Annotated in this window: 14 protein-coding genes; 12 read left to right on the top strand and 2 right to left on the bottom strand. The window is 62.4% G+C overall.

The window, feature by feature from the left end; all coding sequences use genetic code 11:
• Positions 1-9: 9 nt before the first annotated feature.
• Positions 10-1,008 carry a LacI family DNA-binding transcriptional regulator gene (locus tag FHX14_RS18040; protein WP_184378156.1) on the bottom strand — a complete coding sequence of 333 codons (999 nt, stop codon included), beginning with the start codon at positions 1,006-1,008 and terminating at the stop codon, positions 10-12.
• 244 nt (positions 1,009-1,252) lie between these two features.
• Between FHX14_RS18040 and ltnD the strand changes: the two genes are divergently transcribed.
• The 12 genes from ltnD (at position 1,253) to FHX14_RS17980 (ending at position 15,899) form a co-directional block, all read left to right on the top strand.
• On the top strand, positions 1,253-2,197 hold the full coding sequence (gene ltnD / locus FHX14_RS18035) for an L-threonate dehydrogenase (protein WP_184377967.1): 945 nt from the start codon (positions 1,253-1,255) through the stop codon (positions 2,195-2,197).
• Between the two features lie 15 nt (positions 2,198-2,212).
• On the top strand, positions 2,213-2,989 hold the full coding sequence (gene otnI / locus FHX14_RS18030; RefSeq protein ID WP_184377966.1) for a 2-oxo-tetronate isomerase: 777 nt from the start codon (positions 2,213-2,215) through the stop codon (positions 2,987-2,989).
• 3 nt (positions 2,990-2,992) lie between these two features.
• Positions 2,993-4,273 (top strand): 3-oxo-tetronate kinase, encoded by a 1,281-nt coding sequence (gene otnK, locus FHX14_RS18025; protein ID WP_184377965.1) that lies wholly within the window; start codon positions 2,993-2,995, stop codon positions 4,271-4,273.
• A 456-nt stretch (positions 4,274-4,729) separates the two neighbouring features.
• Complete coding sequence (locus tag FHX14_RS18020; protein WP_184377964.1) at positions 4,730-5,443, top strand: HAD-IA family hydrolase; 714 nt, start codon at positions 4,730-4,732, stop codon at positions 5,441-5,443.
• 63 nt (positions 5,444-5,506) lie between these two features.
• On the top strand, positions 5,507-7,117 hold the full coding sequence (locus FHX14_RS18015) for an ABC transporter substrate-binding protein (protein ID WP_183692265.1): 1,611 nt from the start codon (positions 5,507-5,509) through the stop codon (positions 7,115-7,117).
• A gap of 87 nt (positions 7,118-7,204) precedes the next feature.
• Positions 7,205-8,155: an ABC transporter permease gene (locus FHX14_RS18010; protein WP_184377963.1), complete on the top strand. Its 951-nt coding sequence runs from the start codon at positions 7,205-7,207 to the stop codon at positions 8,153-8,155.
• Positions 8,152-9,018: an ABC transporter permease gene (locus tag FHX14_RS18005; RefSeq protein WP_184377962.1), complete on the top strand. Its 867-nt coding sequence runs from the start codon at positions 8,152-8,154 to the stop codon at positions 9,016-9,018. Before FHX14_RS18010 ends, FHX14_RS18005 begins: the two co-directional genes overlap by 4 nt.
• A complete protein-coding gene (locus FHX14_RS18000; RefSeq protein ID WP_184377961.1) occupies positions 9,015-10,670 on the top strand; it encodes an ABC transporter ATP-binding protein in 1,656 nt (551 codons plus the stop codon). The genes FHX14_RS18005 and FHX14_RS18000 overlap by 4 nt, the downstream gene beginning before the upstream one ends.
• A 128-nt stretch (positions 10,671-10,798) precedes the next feature.
• Positions 10,799-12,124, top strand: a complete 1,326-nt coding sequence (locus FHX14_RS17995) for an FAD-binding oxidoreductase (protein ID WP_184377960.1) — start codon at positions 10,799-10,801, stop codon at positions 12,122-12,124.
• Positions 12,125-12,150: 26 nt separating this feature from the next.
• Entirely contained in the window at positions 12,151-13,575 is a 1,425-nt protein-coding gene (locus FHX14_RS17990) for an aldehyde dehydrogenase family protein (protein ID WP_184377959.1), read from the top strand.
• Between the two features lie 122 nt (positions 13,576-13,697).
• On the top strand, positions 13,698-15,023 hold the full coding sequence (locus FHX14_RS17985; RefSeq protein ID WP_184377958.1) for an FAD-binding oxidoreductase: 1,326 nt from the start codon (positions 13,698-13,700) through the stop codon (positions 15,021-15,023).
• A 177-nt stretch (positions 15,024-15,200) separates the two neighbouring features.
• Positions 15,201-15,899 (top strand): aspartate/glutamate racemase family protein, encoded by a 699-nt coding sequence (locus FHX14_RS17980; RefSeq protein WP_184377957.1) that lies wholly within the window; start codon positions 15,201-15,203, stop codon positions 15,897-15,899.
• A 94-nt stretch (positions 15,900-15,993) separates the two neighbouring features.
• Here the strand turns inward: FHX14_RS17980 and FHX14_RS17975 are convergent, their stop codons facing one another.
• The gene (locus FHX14_RS17975) at positions 15,994-18,531 is read right to left on the bottom strand and encodes a methyl-accepting chemotaxis protein (RefSeq protein WP_184377956.1); all 2,538 of its coding nucleotides are present in this window, start codon (positions 18,529-18,531) and stop codon (positions 15,994-15,996) included.
• Positions 18,532-18,635: the final 104 nt, after the last annotated feature.

The following is an 18,635-nucleotide window of genomic DNA, read 5'->3' as shown; positions in this document are numbered from 1 at the left end:
CCTTCGATATTACGCGGTTGCGCCTTCGATCAGCTCGAAACCGAGATCGACGGCTTGGGGCGGCGCGTTGGCAACGACCAGTTGCGCGGCGATCTGTCCGGTCGCCACACGCGGTGTTCGGATGGTCGACAAGGGCTGCGGCATCGCCCGGCCGATATCGAGGCCGTTATAGCCGAAAATGGCAAGCTTCGAGGGGATGGCGATCCCCGCGGCCAGACAGTGGAAATAGCCGCCGAGCGCCATATCGTCGTTGGAGAAATAAACAGCATCGAGATCCTGCGTTTGGGCAAGCAGCCGCTCCAGCCCCAGCCTGCCGTTTTCCACGGACGAAGCGCCGGCGAGAATTTCACGCGCGACGAGGGGCGCTCCACCGGCCTCCAGCGTTTCGCAAAAGCTTGAAAACCGCTTGCCGGCGCGGGTATCGCGATTGAGATCGTGACCGACATAGCCGATCCGGCGATAGCCCCGCTTCAGCAGGAAGGCAGCGCTCTCCCGCCCGGCCGCGCGGTTCGAAAAGCCGACCGCGATATCGAGTGCATCTCCGTCGAGATCGAGCAGTTCCACGACCCTGCATCCGCTGGCGCGCAGCATCTTCACTGTCCCGTCGGTATGCTCGTATCCCGCCAGCATGACCGCCGCCGGCCGCCAGGCGAGCATCGCGGCGGCAAGAGCTTCCTCCTTGCCCGGATCATAATCGGTGACGGAGAACACCGCCTGATACCGGTTTTCCTCCAGGACGTTGCTGGCGCCGCGCAGCACATCGGGGAAGACGATGTTCGACAGCGAGGGGATGACGAAGGCGACCAGACGCGAGCCGGTGGAGGCCAGCGTCCCGGCGATCCGGTTCGGCACATAGCCCAGCCGCTCGACGGCAGCCATCACCCGCTCCCGCGTCTTGCCGGAAAACGAGCCGTGATTGCGCAGCACGCGCGACACCGTGCTCTCGCCAACACCGGCCGCTTCCGCGACCTCGGCAAGCGTTACGGTCGCCGGCTGTTTCAATTCCATCATCACGTTTGAAATCCAGCTGTTCAGGTGGTTGGGCGTTCTGTTCGCTTTCCGACCATTGCTTCACCATTTTCATGGCTCTTGCCAAGAAGCAAAGGTTTTTTGGCAGCGCTACCAATTTGCCGTTGGCAGCGCTGCCAAAATGCACTACTAAAATGGCAGCGCTGCCACACCGCTGCGCTGCTCTGTCGCCATAGCACCCGGAACGGCACGACCTTTCCTTACGAGACCGGAGAACCTCCTGATGTCACCACTTGCTGAAAATCCAGGCTCTGGCATCGTCGCCGCCGTCATCGGTCTCGGTTCCATGGGGCTCGGGATGGCCCGGTCGATGAAGCGCGCCGGGCTCGATGTCGTCGGATATGACATCACGCCGGCCGCGGTGGACCGTTTCATCGCCGATGGCGGACGTGGGGCGACGACCCCGGCAGGCGCCGCGAAGGACGCCGACATCGTCGTCTCCGTCGTGGTCAACGGCGCCCAGACCGAGGCCGTGTTGTTCGGGCCGGAAGGCGTCGCGAACACGATGAAGCCCGGAGCCGTCTTCATCTCCTCGGCAACCATGGATCCTGCCGTTGCCCGCGATCTGGCACGAAGGGTGGAGGCTCTCGGCCTGCACTATCTCGACGCGCCGATTTCAGGCGGCGCGGCCAAGGCTGCGCTGGGCCAGCTGACGATCATGGCGTCCGGCTCCGGGCAGGCTTTCGACACCGCTCGTCCGGGTCTCGACGCCATGGCCGGCAAGGTCTATGAGCTCGGCGACGCCGCCGGAGCAGGTGCCGCCTTCAAGATGATCAACCAGCTTCTCGCCGGCGTGCACATCGCGGCCGCCTGCGAGGCCATAACATTTGCTGCCAAACAAGGTCTCGACCTCGACAAGGTCTATGAGGTGATCACCGCCTCGGCAGGCAATTCGTGGATGTTCGAAAACCGTGTGCCGCATGTGCTGGCCGGAGACTATACACCGCTCAGCAGCATCGAGATTTTCGTCAAGGATCTCGGTATCGTCCAGGACATGGCCCGCTCCGCGCGTTATCCGGTGCCGCTGGCGGCCGCGGCGCTACAGATGTATCTCGCCGCCGCCGGCGCCGGCATGGGCCGTGATGATGATTCCTCGCTGGCGCGGCTCTACGCCAAGCTTTCCGGCGCGGAACTGCCCGGCCCCGGCAAAGAGCCGCAAAAGCTGTAAAAAGGAAACGCCACCATGCCGGTTTTCGCCGCCAACCTGACGATGATGTTCAACGAATGGACATTCCTCGACCGCTTCGACGCGGCAGCCGATGCCGGCTTTGCCGCCGTCGAATATCTCTTTCCCTACGAAGCTGCGCCGGAGGCAATCGCCGAACGGCTTGCCCGCAACAATCTGCAGCAGGCCTTGTTCAACCTGCCGCCGGGCGACTGGGCGGCCGGCGAGCGCGGGATCGCGGCGCTTCCCGGACGGTTCGATGCGCTGAAAGCGGATGTCGAGCGGGCACTCGACTATGCGGCTGCGACCGGCGTCAGGCGGTTGCACCTGATGGCAGGCATTGCCGACCCTCGTGACGAAGACGCCTCCTCATCATACCGGCGCTCCGTCGCTTATACTGCCGGGCGGCTTGCGGAAAAAGGCATCGATCTCGTGCTCGAGCCGATCAACGGGCGAAACATGCCGGGATATTTCCTCAACGACTTCGGCGCCGCCGAAAAGCTGATTGCCGAATCCGGCCTGGCCAACCTGAAACTCCAGTTCGACATCTATCATCGCCAGATCATCCATGGCGACGTCACGATGGCGTTGCGGCGCCTGCTGCCGATCACCGGTCATATCCAGATCGCCAGCGTGCCGTCTCGCAACGAGCCGGACGGGGAGGAACTGAACTATCCCTACCTTTTCGGCGAAATCGACCGCCTGGGTTACGACGGTTTCATCGGCTGCGAATACATCCCGCGCAGCCACACACTGGACGGCCTCGGCTGGTTCAGACCTTTTGCACGGAGCTAGACAATGGCCATTTTGCTCGGATCAATTGCCGACGACTATACGGGCGCGTCCGACCTCGCCAATACGCTGACGAAGAACGGTCTGCGCACGGTGCAGACGGTCGGCATCCCCGATCCGTCGCTCGCTTTGCCTGACGTGGACGCTGTCGTCGTCTCCCTGAAGATCCGCTCCCTCCCCCCTTCAGACGCCGTAACGGCCGCAACCAGCGCCGAGCGATGGTTGCGCCGGCGGGGCGCGAGCCACGTGCTCTACAAGATCTGTTCGACCTTCGATTCCACCGATGCCGGCAATATCGGGCCGGTCACCGAGGCATTGAGCGATGCGGCGGGCGGCGGCATCGTGCTGGTGACACCAGCCTTCCCGGAAACTGGCCGCACCGTCTATCTCGGCCATCTCTTCGTCGGCGGACAGCCGTTGAACGAAAGCCCGCTCAAGGACCACCCCCTCAACCCGATGCATGACGCCAATCTCGTGCGGGTTCTCACCCGGCAATCGCATGGCGCTGTCGGGCTGATCGATCTCACCGCCATCGCCGCCGGACCCGGCACCGTCAAAACGAGGCTCGAGGCCCTCAGCGCGGCCGGCGTCACCGCTGCCATCGCCGATGCGATTTTCGAGCGGGATCTTGAAACGCTTGGCGAGATCGCGCTCGAAACCCCGGTGTCCACCGGCGCCTCCGGGCTCGGCCTCGGCCTTGCCCGCGCGCTCGTCCGCTCCGGTCGGATATCGTCCGGCCGCGCAGCGCCGACGGATGCCATTCGCCCGGTCGGCGGACTTTCAGCGATCGTTGCCGGCAGTTGTTCCAAGGCAACGCTGCGCCAGCTCGAGGTCGCCGAACGGTCGATGCCCGTGCTGCGGCTCGACCCGGAACGACTGCTTGCCGGTCCGGATGAGATCGCCGCGGCGATTTCCTGGGCCGGAGACCGCATCGCCGCCGGCCCGGTCGTGATCGCCGCAAGCGCTGCACCCGAAACCGTGGCCCGGCTGCAATCCCTTTATGGACGGGAGGCCTCCGGCCACGCGATCGAGACCGCAACCTCGATCATCACAGCCGAACTGGTGGCAAGAGGCGTGCGGCGGCTCGTGGTCGCAGGCGGCGAAACGTCGGGCGCAGCGGTCGACAGGCTCGCCATTCCGGCATTTCTGATCGGACCGGAGATTGCCGCCGGCGTGCCGGTGCTACGCACGGTCGGCAATGCCCAGGGCGACATGCTCCTGGCATTGAAATCAGGCAACTTCGGAGGCGAGGATTTCTTTGCGGCAGCGCTGGCGATGATGCACTGACCTGTCGCCAGCCTGTGCCGGCGAAACGGACCCGCCGGCACCGCGGATCCCCCTTCAGCACGGCGCCAGAACGCGCGGGAGTCGACCTCGTCATCTACCGCCTTCGGCAACGGCGTCCTTGCCATGCGCTGCCGCGTGCCGCCTGGAAACGGCAGACATAATCATCGAGCCCGCCGGCCTCCGCTCCGAACAAAACATGAACAATACTGACCAGCGCGCGGGCGATGCAAGCCTCAGAATATCGCGAAACGGTCAGATTCGGTATTTTGTGCCGCCATATGACGCCTTTCAGGAGAATCCGGCGCGGTGCAGGTGACACACTACGGTCACTGAAGGGCTCGGATCCCGGCAAATACGAAGGCCTTCCATAGAAGAGCGGGACAATGATCCTGCCTGCGGGAACAGAATATTCTTCTTCACCGTGCTCCCACTGGGGCCGAACACTGGGGAATTCACGTGAGCAAGAGCCTTCCGGAATTCAAATATATGACATTCGATGTCGTCGGTACGCTCATCGACTTCGAGAGTGGCCTCAAGACCTGCTTCGCCGAGATCGCCGCCGAGGCAGGTACGACCGTCGACGGCGAGCAGGTGCTGAGCCTCTACCGAACAGCCCGCTATGCCGAGGATGCCGATCTCTTTCCCGACGATCTTGTGCGCGTTTACCTCGCGATTGCGCCGAAGCTTGGCCTGCCCGCCGATCAAAAATATGGCGAGCGGCTGCGGGACTCGGCGAAGAACTGGAAGGGTTTTGCAGACAGCGCCGCAGCGCTGGCCAGACTTGCGAAGGATTACCGCCTCGTCGCGATGACCAATGCCCGCCGCTGGGCATTCGATTTGTTCGAGAAGGAACTCGGCAATCCCTTTTATGCCACCTTCACGGCCGACGATACCGGCACCGAAAAACCCGATCCCGTATTCTTCCAGGCGGTCTTTGCCTATGTTGCCGCGCAAGGCCATTCGAAGGACGACATCCTGCATGTCGCCCAGAGCCAGTACCACGATATCGGGATTTCCAGGGAACTCGGGCTGGCCAATTGCTGGATCGAGCGGCGACATGCCCAGAAGGGTTACGGCGGCACGATCGAGCCGGCCGAGTTCACCAAACCCGATTACCATTTCACGTCCATGGCAGGCCTTACGGATGCCGTGGCTGCTGCACGCGCCTGATTTTAAAACCGGGTCGGGCCTGCCCGAAACGGGCAGCCCGCCACAGAAGAAAAGGGGAATGAGATGAACAGCAAGATTACCAACTGGACCAGCTCCGACGACGCCATGATCGAAACCGCCATCCGTCGTGGCGCGACCCGTCGCGAGCTGCTGCATATGATGCTGGCGGGCGGTGTGGCCATGTCCGCCGGCGGCCTTGTGCTCGGCCGCGCCGGCAAGGCGCTTGCGGCGACGCCGGTTTCCGGCGGTTCGCTCAAGGCAGCCGGCTGGTCGTCCTCGACGGCCGATACGCTCGACCCCGCCAAGGCTTCGCTCTCCACCGATTATGTCCGGTGCTGCTCCTTCTATAACCGCCTCACCATCCTCGACCAGAGCGGCAAGCCGCAGATGGAGCTTGCCGACGCGATCGAGTCCAAGGATGCGAAGACCTGGACGGTGAAGCTGAAGAGCGGCGTCACATTTCATGACGGCAAGCCGCTGACATCAGACGATGTGGTTTTCTCACTGAAGCGCCATCTCGACCCCGCGGTCGGCTCGAAGGTCGCCAAGATCGCCGCCCAGATGACCGGCTTCAAGGCAGTCGACAAACAGACCGTCGAGATCACGCTCGCCAGCGCAAACGCCGACTTGCCGACCATCCTGGCGATACACCACTTCATGATCGTCGCCGACGGGACGACCGATTTTTCGAAGGCGAACGGCACCGGTGCTTTCGTCAAGGAAGTCTTCGAACCCGGCGTGCGCTCGGTCGGCATCAAGAACAAGAACTACTGGAAATCAGGCCCGAACGTCGATTCCTTCGAATATTTCGCGATTAGCGACGACAATGCCCGCGTCAACGCGCTGCTTGCCGGCGATATCCACCTCGCCGCCTCGATCAATCCGCGCTCGATGCGCCTGATCGAAGCTCAGGGCGATGGGTTTACCTTGTCGAAGACGACCTCCGGCAACTATACCAACCTCAATATGCGGATGGATATGGAGCCCGGCAACAAGCGGGACTTCATCGAAGGCATGAAATACCTCGTCAACCGCGAACAGATCGTCAAGTCGGCGCTGCGCGGTCTCGGCGAGGTTGGCAACGACCAACCCATTTCACCGGCGAACTTCTATCATGATGCGGACTTGAAAGCGCGGAGCTTCGATCCCGAAAAGGCAAAGTTCCACTTCGAAAAGGCAGGCGTCCTCGGCCAATCGATTCCGATCATCGCTTCGGATGCGGCGAACTCGTCGATCGACATGGCCATGATCATCCAGGCCGCCGGCGCGGAAATCGGCATGAAACTCGATGTCCAGCGGGTACCGTCCGACGGCTACTGGGACAATTACTGGCTCAAAGCGCCGATCCACTTCGGTAATATCAACCCGCGGCCAACCCCTGACATCCTGTTTTCCCTGCTCTACTCCTCGGATGCTCCGTGGAACGAAAGCCAATACAAATCGGAGAAATTCGACAAGATGCTGATCGAGGCGCGCGGTATGCTCGACCAGGAGAAACGCAAGGCGATCTACAACGAGATGCAGGTTATGGTCGCTCAGGAAGCCGGCACCATCATTCCGGCCTATCTGTCGAATGTCGATGCCACCACGGCCAAGCTCAAGGGCTTGCTACCCAGCACGCTTGGCGGCCAGATGGGATACGCGTTTGCCGAATATGTCTGGCTCGAAGCCTGACAGGCATAGGGGCCGGGGCTGCAGTTGCGCCCCCGGCCCCTCCATTTAATTGGTCAAACTCAACTCGAACGCCAAAGGGAGCCGCGCGTGAACAACCAGGTCTTGTCCCTTGTGCTGAGCAGATTGCTCATCGCCTTGATCACCTTGGTGATTGTCTCCTTCGCCGTGTTCTTCGCGACAACGCTGCTGCCGGGAGACACGGCGGCGATCCTGCTTGGCCAGGCGGCGACGCCGGAAGCCGTCGCAGGTCTTCGCCAGGCCATGCATCTCGACGAGCCGGCGCTCTTTCGTTTCCTGCGCTGGTCCGTCGGGCTGCTGCAGGGCGACCTTGGCACGTCCTATGCCAACCAGATGCCGATCGCCGAGCTTATTGCCGGCCGCTTCGTCAACACGCTGAAACTCGCCGGCGTCACCGCACTCTTCTCCGTGCCAATTGCGCTGACGCTCGGGATCACCGCGGCGATGCTGCGCGGCACGCTTTACGACCGGATCGTCACGGTGATCACCATCGGCGTCATCTCCGTGCCAGAGTTCATGGTCGCAACCTCCGCCGCACTGATCTTCGCCGTCTATCTGAAATGGCTGCCGGCGCTGTCTTTCGCCAATGAAATCCACAGCCTGGCCGACATGTTGCGCGTCTATGCGATGCCGGTGATCACGCTCACCTTCGTCGTCTCGGCGCAGATGATCCGCATGACGCGCGCGGCCGTCATCGAGACGCTCAACACACCCTACGTCGAAATGGCCTTGCTAAAGGGTGCCTCCCGGCCGCGCATCGTCTTTCGCCATGCACTGCCTAATGCCCTGGGCCCGATCGTCAATGCGGTTGCGCTTTCCCTGTCCTATCTGCTCGGAGGCGTCATCATCGTCGAGACGATTTTCAATTATCCCGGCATCGCCAAGCTGATGTTGGATGCGGTCGCCACCCGCGACCTGCCGCTGATCCAGAGCTGCGCGATGATCTTCTGCCTGGGCTATCTCCTCCTGATCACCATCGCCGATATCATCGCCATCCTTTCCAATCCGAGGCTCCGATGACCATGAGCAGTTCCGAAACCACGTCCGGCCGGCTGTCCGGAACCTCGTTTGGCTATCGATTCAACATCGTCGGAGCGATCGGGCTTGCCGTCATCCTCTCCTGGGCTCTCGTCGCGATCTTCGCGCCGTTGATCATACCCTATCCCGTTGGCGAAATTGTCGATCTCGACTATTTCGGCCCGATGAGCCGGGAACTCTGGCTCGGCTCCGATTATCTCGGCCGCGACATGCTATCGCGGATTCTGATGGGCGCGCGCTACACGGTCGGCATCTCGCTGGCTGCGGTAACGATCGCCTGCTTCAGCGGCGTCGTGCTCGGCATGATCGCAGCGGTCGCCGGCGGCTGGCTGGACACGATTCTCAGCCGCTTCCTCGACGCCCTCAATTCCATCCCGAGCAAGCTGTTCGGTCTGGTGGTTGTCGCCGCCGTCGGTTCCTCGGTCCCGGTTCTGGTCCTGACGCTGTCGGTGATCTATATCCCGGGCGCCTACCGCTTCGCCCGGGCGCTCGCCGTCAACATCAATGCGATGGATTTCATTACGGTGGCGCGCATCCGCGGCGAAAGCACGTTCTATCTCATTCGCTCGGAAATCCTGCCCAATATCGTCGGGCCGGTGCTCGCCGATCTCGGCATCCGCTTCGTCTTCATCGTTTTGCTCCTTTCCGGGCTTTCCTTCCTGGGCCTTGGCGTCCAGCCGCCCTATGCAGACTGGGGTGCGCTGGTGCGCGAAAATATCGGCGGGCTGCCGTTCGGCGCGCCGGCCGTGATGTTTCCCTCGCTTGCGATTGCCAGCCTGACGATCAGCGTCAACCTGCTGATAGACAACCTGCCGCAGAAGATTCGCGACCGGAGCGTGTCATGAGCAATTTCATTGAAATCCGCGACCTGAAGATCGAGGCCACCACCGATTCCGGCCGGCGTCTCGAAATCATCAAGGGTGTCAGCCTCGACGTTGCCGAGGGCGAGATCGTCGCGCTGATCGGCGAAAGCGGCTCAGGCAAGACAACCATCGCCCTGACCCTGATGGGCCATACCCGTGCGGGCTGCCGCATCACCGGCGGCAGCGTTTCGGTCGGCGGCAAGGACATGGTCACGCTCACCGAGAAGCAGCGCGCCAAGGTGCGCGGCACCGAAGTCGCCTATGTCCCGCAATCAGCCGCCGCCGCCTTCAACCCGGCCACAACGATCATGGACCAGGTGATCGAAGTCACCCGTATCCATAAGCTGATGTCGCCGGAGGAGGCGCGCGCCCGGGCGGTCGAACTCTTCCGGGCGCTGTCGCTGCCGGAACCCGAGACGATCGGCAGCCGTTACCCGCATCAGGTTTCCGGCGGCCAGCTGCAGCGCCTGGCGGCGGCCATGGCGCTGATCGGCGACCCGACCCTCGTCATCTTCGACGAGCCGACGACGGCGCTCGATGTGACGACCCAGATCGAAGTGCTGCGCGCTTTCAAGTCGGTCATGAAGAAGGGCGGCATATCAGGCGTCTATGTCTCGCACGACCTCGCCGTCGTCGCGCAGATCGCCGACCGCATCGTCGTGCTGAAAGGCGGGGAGACCCAGGAAACCGGCACCACCAATGAAATCCTCAACAATGCGAAGCATCCCTATACCAGAGAGTTGCTCGCAGCCTTTGAGCCGAAATCGCGCGGTGCGGCAGGACTGGCCACAAGTGCGACGGCGCCGCTTCTGAAAATCGAAGATCTCGTCGCGGGTTACGGACAGCGCCAGGCGGATGGCTTGCCCCTCGTTCGGGCGGTCGAGCACGTCAGCCTGAAGGTGGAGAAAGGGCGAAATCTCGGCATTATCGGCGAATCCGGTTGCGGCAAGTCCACACTTGCCCGCACCATCGCCGGCATCCTGCCGGCGGCAATCGGCAAGATCGTCTTCGACGGCACGGAACTGCGCCGCAACGCCCGCGAGCGTTCGCGCGACCAGTTGCGCGAGATGCAGATCGTCTTTCAATATGCCGATACCGCGCTCAACCCGGCAAAATCGGTCGAGGACATTCTCGCCAGGCCCCTGGTTTTCTACCATCGCATGGATCGGCAGGCGCGAAATGCCCGGATCGATCAACTGCTCGAGATGGTGCGGCTACCCCGCAGCCTGCGCCATCGCCGGCCGGGGGAGCTCTCCGGCGGGCAGAAGCAGCGCGTCAATTTCGCCCGGGCGCTCGCCGCCGATCCGAAGCTGATCCTCTGCGACGAGATTACCTCGGCGCTCGACACGGTGGTTGCCGCCGCGGTCATCGACCTGCTCAAGGAATTGCAGCGCGAACTTGGCCTCTCCTACATCTTCATCAGCCACGACCTCTCGGTGGTTGAGGCGATCTGCGACGAAATCGTCGTGATGTATGGCGGCCGGAAGGTCGAGGAAATCACGCCCTCGACGGCGAAGGCGCCGACGCACCCCTATTCGCAACTGCTCTTCTCCTCGGTGCCGACACTTGATCCGGCCTGGCTCGACGGTCTCCAGCAGGATCCTGAACTGGTGCGGGCCTATTGTCGGCAATGAGGGTCGCCGTGGCGATCGTTTGTCCGGCAACGTTCCGCCCGGGAATCACGTAAAAATAAAATGTTAGAGAGGTTCTGCGCTTTGGTGAAAAGCTGAACCGCTCTAGAGGATGAAATGGAGACACCGCCATGCCTGCACCGCTCGACCGTGTCGATACGACGCCGGACCTCCCCGCTGCCGCCGATGCGGTGGTGATCGGCGGCGGCATCGTCGGCATTTTCGCGGCCTATTATCTTGCCCGGCGCGGATTGAAGGTTGCCCTCGTCGAGAAAGGCCTTGTCGGGGCGGAGCAATCGAGCCGCAACTGGGGCTGGTGCCGGCAGCAGAACCGCGACGCCCGTGAACTGCCGATGTCGACGAAGAGCCTCGATCTGTGGGAGCGCTTCGCTGCCGAGACTGGGGAGGATACCGGTTTTCGCCGCTGCGGCCTCTTCTATCTCAGCAATAGCGACGAGGAACTTGCCGGCTGGGCGCGCTGGCGGGATTTTGCGCGTTCGGTCGGCGTCACGACGCATATGCTGAGCGGCGCAGAGGCAACCGAACGCGGGCGCGCCACCGGCGCGTCGTGGAAAGGCGGGGTGTTTTCGCCGACCGACGGCACTGCCGATCCGGCACGCGCCGCGCCCGCCGTCGCGCGGGCGATCCTGAAGCTCGGGGGCACGGTGCATCAATCCTGTGCGGCCCGTGGCATCGACATCGAAGGCGGCAGGATCGCCGGCGTCGTCACCGAACACGGCACGATCCGGACAAAAATCGCGATCCTGGCTGGCGGCGCCTGGGCCTCCTCCTTCTGCCGCCAGCTCGGCATTCGATTTCCGCAGGCATCGATCCGCTCGTCGATCCTTTCCGTTTCGCCTGGAGCAAGCGGCCTGCCGGACGCGCTTCACACATCCGGTGTCTCCGTTACGCGTCGCAGCGATGGCGGCTACACGCTGGCGATCAGCGGCCGCGGCCGCGTCGATCCGACCGCGCAGCAGTTCCGCTTCGCCCGAGAGTTTCTGCCGATGTTCGCCCGGCGATGGCGCAGTCTCGCGCCCGGCGGATTGGAGGGATTTCGTTCCGGTCACGAGTCTCTTGCACGCTGGCGGCTCGACAGGCCGACGCCGATGGAACGGATGCGCATCCTCGACCCCGCGATCAATCGGGCGACCATCCGCCTCACGCATTCGCGCGCGCTCGAGCTTCTACCCGCCTTGAAGAAAACCGGCATCAGCGCGGCCTGGGCAGGCTATATCGACAGCACGCCCGACGGCGTGCCGGGGATCGGCGAGATCGCCTCCCTTCCAGGCTTCATCCTTGCTGCGGGCTTCAGCGGCCATGGCTTCGGCATCGGCCCGGGCGCCGGCCATCTGATTGCCGATATCGCCACGGGCGATGAGCCGATCGTCGATCCCCAGCCCTATCATCCGGACCGCTTCGGGACATCCGCCTGGGGCAAAGTGGCCGACTTTTGATTTCGGCTCGGCCGGAGGGACCTTGCATGAAAAACGCTCACAAATTCTATATCGGCGGTGAGTGGGTCGATCCCGAAAGGCTGAGAGAGCTTCACGTGATCGATCCGTCGACCGAACAATCCATCGGAACGATAGCGATCGGCAGTATCGCCGATGCCGAGCGGGCGATCAAAGCCGCCCGCGCGGCTTTTCCGATCTTCTCACAGACGACGAAGGCGGAGCGGCGGGCGCTCCTTGAGCGAGTTCTGATGATCCTGAAGCGCCGTCAGCACGAGATCGGCGACATCATCTCCCGCGAAATGGGTGCCCCGCTGGCCATGGCACGGGCGGACCAAGCGGGGATGGGTGCGGCGCATTTCGAAGAGACAATCCGGGCTTTCGATGCGTTCGACTTCGAATATATGCAGGGCTCGACCCAGATCGTTCACGAACCGGTCGGCATCGTGAGCATGATCACGCCATGGAACTGGCCGATCAATCAGATTGCCTGCAAGGTGGCTCCGGCGCTGGCGACGGGCTGCACGATGGTGCTCAAACCGTCTGAGATCGCGCCCTTCAACGCTCTCGTCTTTGCCGAAGTCATGCATGAGGCGGGTGTCCCGAAAGGCGTCTTCAACCTGGTTCAGGGTGACGGACCGACAGTCGGCGCGGCACTCGCCGGCGATTCCGATGTCGATATGGTCTCGTTTACCGGATCGACGCGGGCCGGGATCGCCGTCGCGCAGGCAGCGGCGCCGACCGTCAAGCGGGTGCATCAGGAACTCGGCGGAAAGTCGCCGAACATCCTATTGCGAAGCGCCGATCTTGGTTCGGCGGTCGCAGCCGGCCTACGCCGGTGCTTCGCCAATTCCGGCCAATCATGCAATGCGCCGACCCGGATGCTGGTGCCGGCCGAGCGCATGGATGAAGCGAGTGCCATCGCGGCAAGGGCGGCAGCATCGCTGACGGTCGGACCACCTCATGACCCGGGCACTGATCTTGGTCCGGTGGCGAGCGCTGCCCAATTCGCCAAGATCCAGGCGCTGATCGAGAAAGGCATTGCCGAGGGCGCGGAATTGGTGGCCGGCGGTCCCGGGCGCCCATCGAATTTGAACGCGGGCTATTACGTGCGTCCGACGGTATTTGCGTGCGTGAAGAATTCGATGACCATCGCACGGGAGGAGATTTTTGGCCCCGTACTCTCGATCATCGGCTACGACACCGAGGACGATGCTGTCGCGATCGCCAACGACACACCTTACGGTCTCGCCGCCTATATCCAAGGCGACCCGCAGGAGGCACGGACGCTCGCTCGTCGGCTTCGCACCGGCATCGTGCGCCTCAATCAATCTGCATGGGATAGCGCAGCTCCGTTCGGCGGCTATAAGCAGTCCGGCAACGGCCGCGAATACGGGAAGTTCGGATTGCAGGAATTCACCGAGATCAAGGGCATTGTCGGGCACGCAGATTAGGCATGCTCTGACGCGCCTGCCGGCTCGATATTCGATGCAAAATACGGCGAATGCGCTGCAACCAGTGCATTCTGCCGCACCCTTTCCTTGATACTGCCGGCTATCATTCACCTGAGGCCGCCATGTCCCCTTTAATCCACCACATCAGCAGCGATGAAACTCTACCCACGTCATCAGATGTCGTCATCATCGGGGGCGGGATTGTTGGCGCCAGCGCGGCCTACTTCTTGGCACGGCGCGGCCTATCGGTAGCGCTTGTCGAAAAGGGATATGTCGGCTGCGAACAGTCGAGCCGGAACTGGGGCTGGTGCCGTCGGCAGAACCGGGATGAACGTGAATTGCCGCTTGCCAATCTGGCGTTGCGCCTATGGGAAGAGCTGACCGTAGAGATCGGGCATGACCTTGGCTTTCGCCGTTGCGGGCTCCTCTATGCAACCGCTGATCCAAAGCAGCTCGGTGAATGGGAACGTTGGCGCGAGGTTGCCCGAAGGTTTGACGTCAATACGAGAATGCTGACGGCCAGCGAGGCCGCCGCCGCTGTTCCAGCGGCCGGCGGCCGTAAATGGCTGGGCGGTGTCCACGCGGTGGACGACGGCAAGGCTGAGCCCTGGCTCGCCGCTCCTCGGATAGCCGAGGGCGCGCGCAAACATGGCGCGACCGTTCATCAGAACTGCGCGGCGCGCGGCCTGGATATCACCAATGGCCAAGTAAGCGGCGTCGTCACCGAGAAAGGCCTTATCCGCACCAACAGGGTGCTATGTGCCGCCGGCGCCTGGGCTTCTGCTTTTCTGCGCATGCATGCGGTTTCCCTGCCGCAGGCTAGTGTCCGTCAGACCGCCTTGCGGACCGGTCCTGCACCCGATTTTGGAGGCGCAATCTATACTTCTGATTGCGCCCTGACGCGCCGGATCGATGGCAGCTACACCATAGCCGTCAGCGGCAGAGCGACGCTCGAGCTCACGCCGCAGAGCATCCGCTATGCTCGCCCGTTTCTGCCGATGTTCCTGAAACGACGGAAGGCCGTCGAGATCGGCATAGGCCGCTCTTTTTTCCAGGGTCCGGAAACACTCGGTCGCTGGCGTCTCGATAGGCCGACCCCCTTCGAACGCATTCGCGTACTCGATCCTGCTCCGGACATTCGGATGACGGCTACCATAATGGCGCGGATAAGAGCCTTGCTCCCCGCCGTTGCCGAGGCCGGCGTCACGTCTGCTTGGGGTGGATATGTCGACTCCACCCCGGACGCCATACCCGCGATTTCACCGGTGGACAGTATCGGCGGAGTGTTTGTCGCCGCAGGTTGTTCCGGACACGGCTTCGGCGCCGGCCCTGGCATTGGCCATCTGGCGGCGGATCTGGTCGCAGGCGATACGGCAATCGTCGATCCGACACCATTCCGCCTGTCGCGTTTCAGGGACAGATCGAAAATTGAAGTTGGCGCCATCTGACGCAATTCATTGGCGTGGAAGGACAGGCACAGAGCGATTGCGAGTTGGCGCATTTCTATGGGGTCAAAGCGCGATCTTGCCCGATCCGTAACCAGAGAAGGATCGCACACCGAGTTAACGTGACGAACTGCCGTACACTTCCCCCAATCAGATTCCAACACTCGGATGGAAAATCATATGTCAATTCAAACTGCCAGTGCCTCTGTCAGAAAGCTGGCTTTCATCCACACGGTGTCCGATCTTGTTTCGGAGTTTCGGGCCCTTGCTAAAGAACATTTGCCCGACTGGAAGCCGTTCGCGATCCTCGATGAGAGCCTGTTGAGAAATACCATCGAGCGCGGGTCGTTATCCCATCTGACGAAACGAAGGCTTGCCACCTACGTATGGTCGGCAGTCGATGCCGGGGCAGATGCGATTGTCGTCACATGCTCAACGCTTGGGCCGGCGGTCGATGCCATCGCGCCGCTTTGTCCTGTGCCGCTGTTCCGTATTGACGAAGGCATGGCCAAAGCCGCTGTCGAGCACGGAAACTGCATAGGCGTCCTGGCCACGTTATCTACAACGCTGGTGCCGACAGCAGATCTGCTGAGGCGCCAGGCATGCGAGGCGGGCAAAAATGTCGTGATCGACGATGTGCTGGTTCACGGAGCGTTTCAATTCCTCGCCGATGGGAACGTCGAAGCCCATGACGCGGAAATCCGCCGAGCGCTGGAAGAGCTGTCGCAGAAGGTCGACGTGATCGTTTTTGCGCAGGCCTCGATGGCTCGTGCAGTGCAGGGCATGGACCAAGGTCTTCCAGTTCTGACAAGCCCGGTACTTGGGATCGAAAACGTGAAACGGCGTTTGGTCGCGCCAAAGGACCAGGGCGGAACCTAACGGGGTCGGGGTGCGGTGTAGCGGAAAATGACACCTCGACGGTCAGCGTCGACGACGCCTGATCACCGTGCGGAAGGCCTCCGAGGGAATCCCTTTAGGAGACCGCGGCCATCCGCACGATGCCGGCAGGCGAAGTCCTGCGGCCGTCGGCGGTCTGAAAGTGGGAAATTCTTTCGTTCAATAGTTCCACCTGCTGGCGAAGCCTGTGAATTTCCGCGGTGTTTTCCTCCACCATGGCGGCGTTGTGCTGGGTGATATGCTCGACGTCGCGAACAGCGTTGTTCACCTCGTCAATGCCCTTGTATTGCGTGGTCGTGGAAGCAGAGATGACCTGCACCAGTCCGTTGATCGAGGTGAAGTGCTCCATGATGGCAGAAAGCGCATGGCCGGTTTCCTCGACGAGCGTGACGCCCGCGCCGACCTGCGATGCGCTGTTGGAGATGAGGTCCTTGATCTCGCGGGCAGCCTTAGCGCAGCGCTGGGCAAGCTCGCGCACCTCCTGCGCAACCACGGCAAAGCCTCTGCCGGCCTCTCCTGCGCGCGCCGCTTCCACGCCCGCATTGAGGGCAAGAAGATTGGTCTGGAAGGCGATCTCGTCGATCACGCCGATGATGCTGGTGACCTTCTCGGATGAACGGTTGATGGCGCCCATGGCATCGACGGCTTTCGCCACGACGGCTGCGGAATGCTCCGCCTGGCGGTGGGCTTCCGCGACCGAAAGCGACGTCTGCCGGGCGTTTTCAGCGGTCGTTCGCACGCTGTCGGTCAGTTCACCGAGCACCCGCGAGCTCTCCTCGAGTGCTGCGGCCTGCTGTTCCGTGCGCCGCGCCAGATCGTCGGCGGCTCCTGAAAGGTTGGTGCTGCCCTCGGCGATCTCGTAGGTCGTGTTGCGAACCTCGGTGAGCGTCAGGCGCAGCGCATCGATGGCATGATTGTAGGTTTGCGCCATGGCGACATAGTCTGCGGCCAGATCCTCGCTCATCTCGGCGGCGAGATTGCCATTGGCAAGCTTGCCCAGCATTTCCGACAGCGCTGTCAGAGCCTCGCTCTGTTCCGCCTCGATGCGTGCCTGCTCGGCGGCGCGGCGGGCCTGTTCCCGCTCGTCGCGCGCCCTGTTTGTCTCGGCCACCTCTTCGAGCCTGGTCTTCTCAAGCGCCTGATCGCGGAAAACGGTCACCGATCGGATCATGTCGCCGATCTCGTCGCCGCGCTTGCCGTCGCCGATGGCAACGTTCAGATCGCCGGCGGCAAGCCGCATCATCGTCTGGGTGATCCGCTTCAGCGGCCCGCGCAGAGTTTCGATCAGCATGAGGCCGCCGATGATCGCAAGCACGGTGCCCGCAATCATTGCCGCGAGCGACATCGTCGCCGAGCGCTGGCTGATTTCCTTTCCGCTCTCCTGCGCCGTGCTGACAAACTGTTCGAGCGTGTGGCTTGCGTCGGCCACAAGTGCGGTCGCCGCCGCCTTGTCCGCGCGCCACCGGTCGGCGATCGAGATCAGAAGCGACGTGTCTTTCTCGATCGTCGCAAGGGATGGCTCGATCTTCTTGGCAAGATCCTGCAGCGCGGCATTTTTACCGCTCAAGGGGACAAGCTTTGCAGCGCTTTCGCGCAATGCCTTAAGATCCGCGAGAACCGCATCCCGCGACTCTGCATCCACCCGCCTGTTCAGTTCGCTCAGGTGCAGGCGCAGATCGTCGATCGATTTGAAAGCGGCATTGACGATCGCCACCATCGAACGAAGCGTTGAGATGCTCGCATCCATGCCGGTAAAGCGCTCGATCGCCGTGTCCGCATTGCCGGAGGCGAGTTTTGCAAATTGGTCCTGCAGGCCCTGCAGATCTTGATCGACCGGAGCGTAAGCTTCGAGCGTCAAGCTGCTGTCCTTGGCCATGGGGGCGAGCTTGTCCAGGACCGGCTTCAGCGCAGCGATCTGGCTCTGGGCCTTGTCGGAGGCAAGAGCCCCGCTGTCTCCGACCTCTTTGACGAGCGGCGGCAGAAGGCTGCCTATGGCCTGGCCGAGCTTTTGAGGGTCGGCTGCCGCTGCGGTCGCCTTGCGCAGTTTGGCAATGCGTCCCGCGAGATTCTTATAGGCCGAAGCATCGAGAAGCAGCGCCCGGACGAAGGCCTCCTTGCCATTCGCTTGATCCTGGAGAACGTCGAGCTGTTTGCGCGCCGTCTGGCTTTCCTTAAACAGCCCGGCCACCGCGTCGTCGATCGCCTGTTCGGTATTGACGCGCTCCTGCGACACGGCCCAAAGCGCGTCGGCGCCGCCCTGCATCTTAGCCCCGAGTTCGCGCACCGCAGCGATCTGCTGCTTTTGCGCAGGATCGATCAACATGGCATCGAGCGTCGCCGCACCCTTCTGCTGATCGGAGATGCTGGCGATCAATCGATCGCGCGTGGCCGCTGTCGGAAGGTCGGTAAATGCCGTCAGCGAGGATCGCAGCTGCTGAAAACTGGAAAGCGTATCGATCGTCTGCCGCGTCAGTGTCATCTGGCCATTGAGCGTGCCGGCGGTGAAATAACCGAAAAGACCGATGCCGGCGATGAGAACGATCAGCGGCACGACGAAGAAGAGTACCTTCGTCACGATCCGCATCCGCTGCAACAGTCGGTCAATCAACGCCATAAGGAAGCCTCACCCCAGGAAATTGCCTGCTTCTCCGGCGCAACCAATCACATCGACAACAGCCTCAGCGGTCATGTCGAGGCGACCGCAATCGGCAGTCGTCG

This window comes from Rhizobium sp. BK619, from assembly GCF_014195245.1.
In the GTDB taxonomy this organism is placed as follows: domain Bacteria; phylum Pseudomonadota; class Alphaproteobacteria; order Rhizobiales; family Rhizobiaceae; genus Rhizobium; species Rhizobium acidisoli.
This window is presented reverse-complemented; position numbering and strand designations above follow the sequence as displayed.

What these genes read in the sequence shown, in the direction of transcription:
- FHX14_RS18040 (WP_184378156.1), bottom strand. Translation starts at nt 1,008, where the DNA reads ATGGAATTGAAACAGCCGGCGACCGTAACGCTTGCCGAGGTCGCGGAA.
- ltnD (WP_184377967.1), top strand. Translation starts at nt 1,253, where the DNA reads ATGTCACCACTTGCTGAAAATCCAGGCTCTGGCATCGTCGCCGCCGTC.
- otnI (WP_184377966.1), top strand. Translation starts at nt 2,213, where the DNA reads ATGCCGGTTTTCGCCGCCAACCTGACGATGATGTTCAACGAATGGACA.
- otnK (WP_184377965.1), top strand. Translation starts at nt 2,993, where the DNA reads ATGGCCATTTTGCTCGGATCAATTGCCGACGACTATACGGGCGCGTCC.
- FHX14_RS18015 (WP_183692265.1), top strand. Translation starts at nt 5,507, where the DNA reads ATGAACAGCAAGATTACCAACTGGACCAGCTCCGACGACGCCATGATC.
- FHX14_RS18005 (WP_184377962.1), top strand. Translation starts at nt 8,152, where the DNA reads ATGACCATGAGCAGTTCCGAAACCACGTCCGGCCGGCTGTCCGGAACC.
- FHX14_RS18000 (WP_184377961.1), top strand. Translation starts at nt 9,015, where the DNA reads ATGAGCAATTTCATTGAAATCCGCGACCTGAAGATCGAGGCCACCACC.
- FHX14_RS17995 (WP_184377960.1), top strand. Translation starts at nt 10,799, where the DNA reads ATGCCTGCACCGCTCGACCGTGTCGATACGACGCCGGACCTCCCCGCT.
- FHX14_RS17990 (WP_184377959.1), top strand. Translation starts at nt 12,151, where the DNA reads ATGAAAAACGCTCACAAATTCTATATCGGCGGTGAGTGGGTCGATCCC.
- FHX14_RS17985 (WP_184377958.1), top strand. Translation starts at nt 13,698, where the DNA reads ATGTCCCCTTTAATCCACCACATCAGCAGCGATGAAACTCTACCCACG.
- FHX14_RS17980 (WP_184377957.1), top strand. Translation starts at nt 15,201, where the DNA reads ATGTCAATTCAAACTGCCAGTGCCTCTGTCAGAAAGCTGGCTTTCATC.
- FHX14_RS17975 (WP_184377956.1), bottom strand. Translation starts at nt 18,531, where the DNA reads ATGGCGTTGATTGACCGACTGTTGCAGCGGATGCGGATCGTGACGAAG.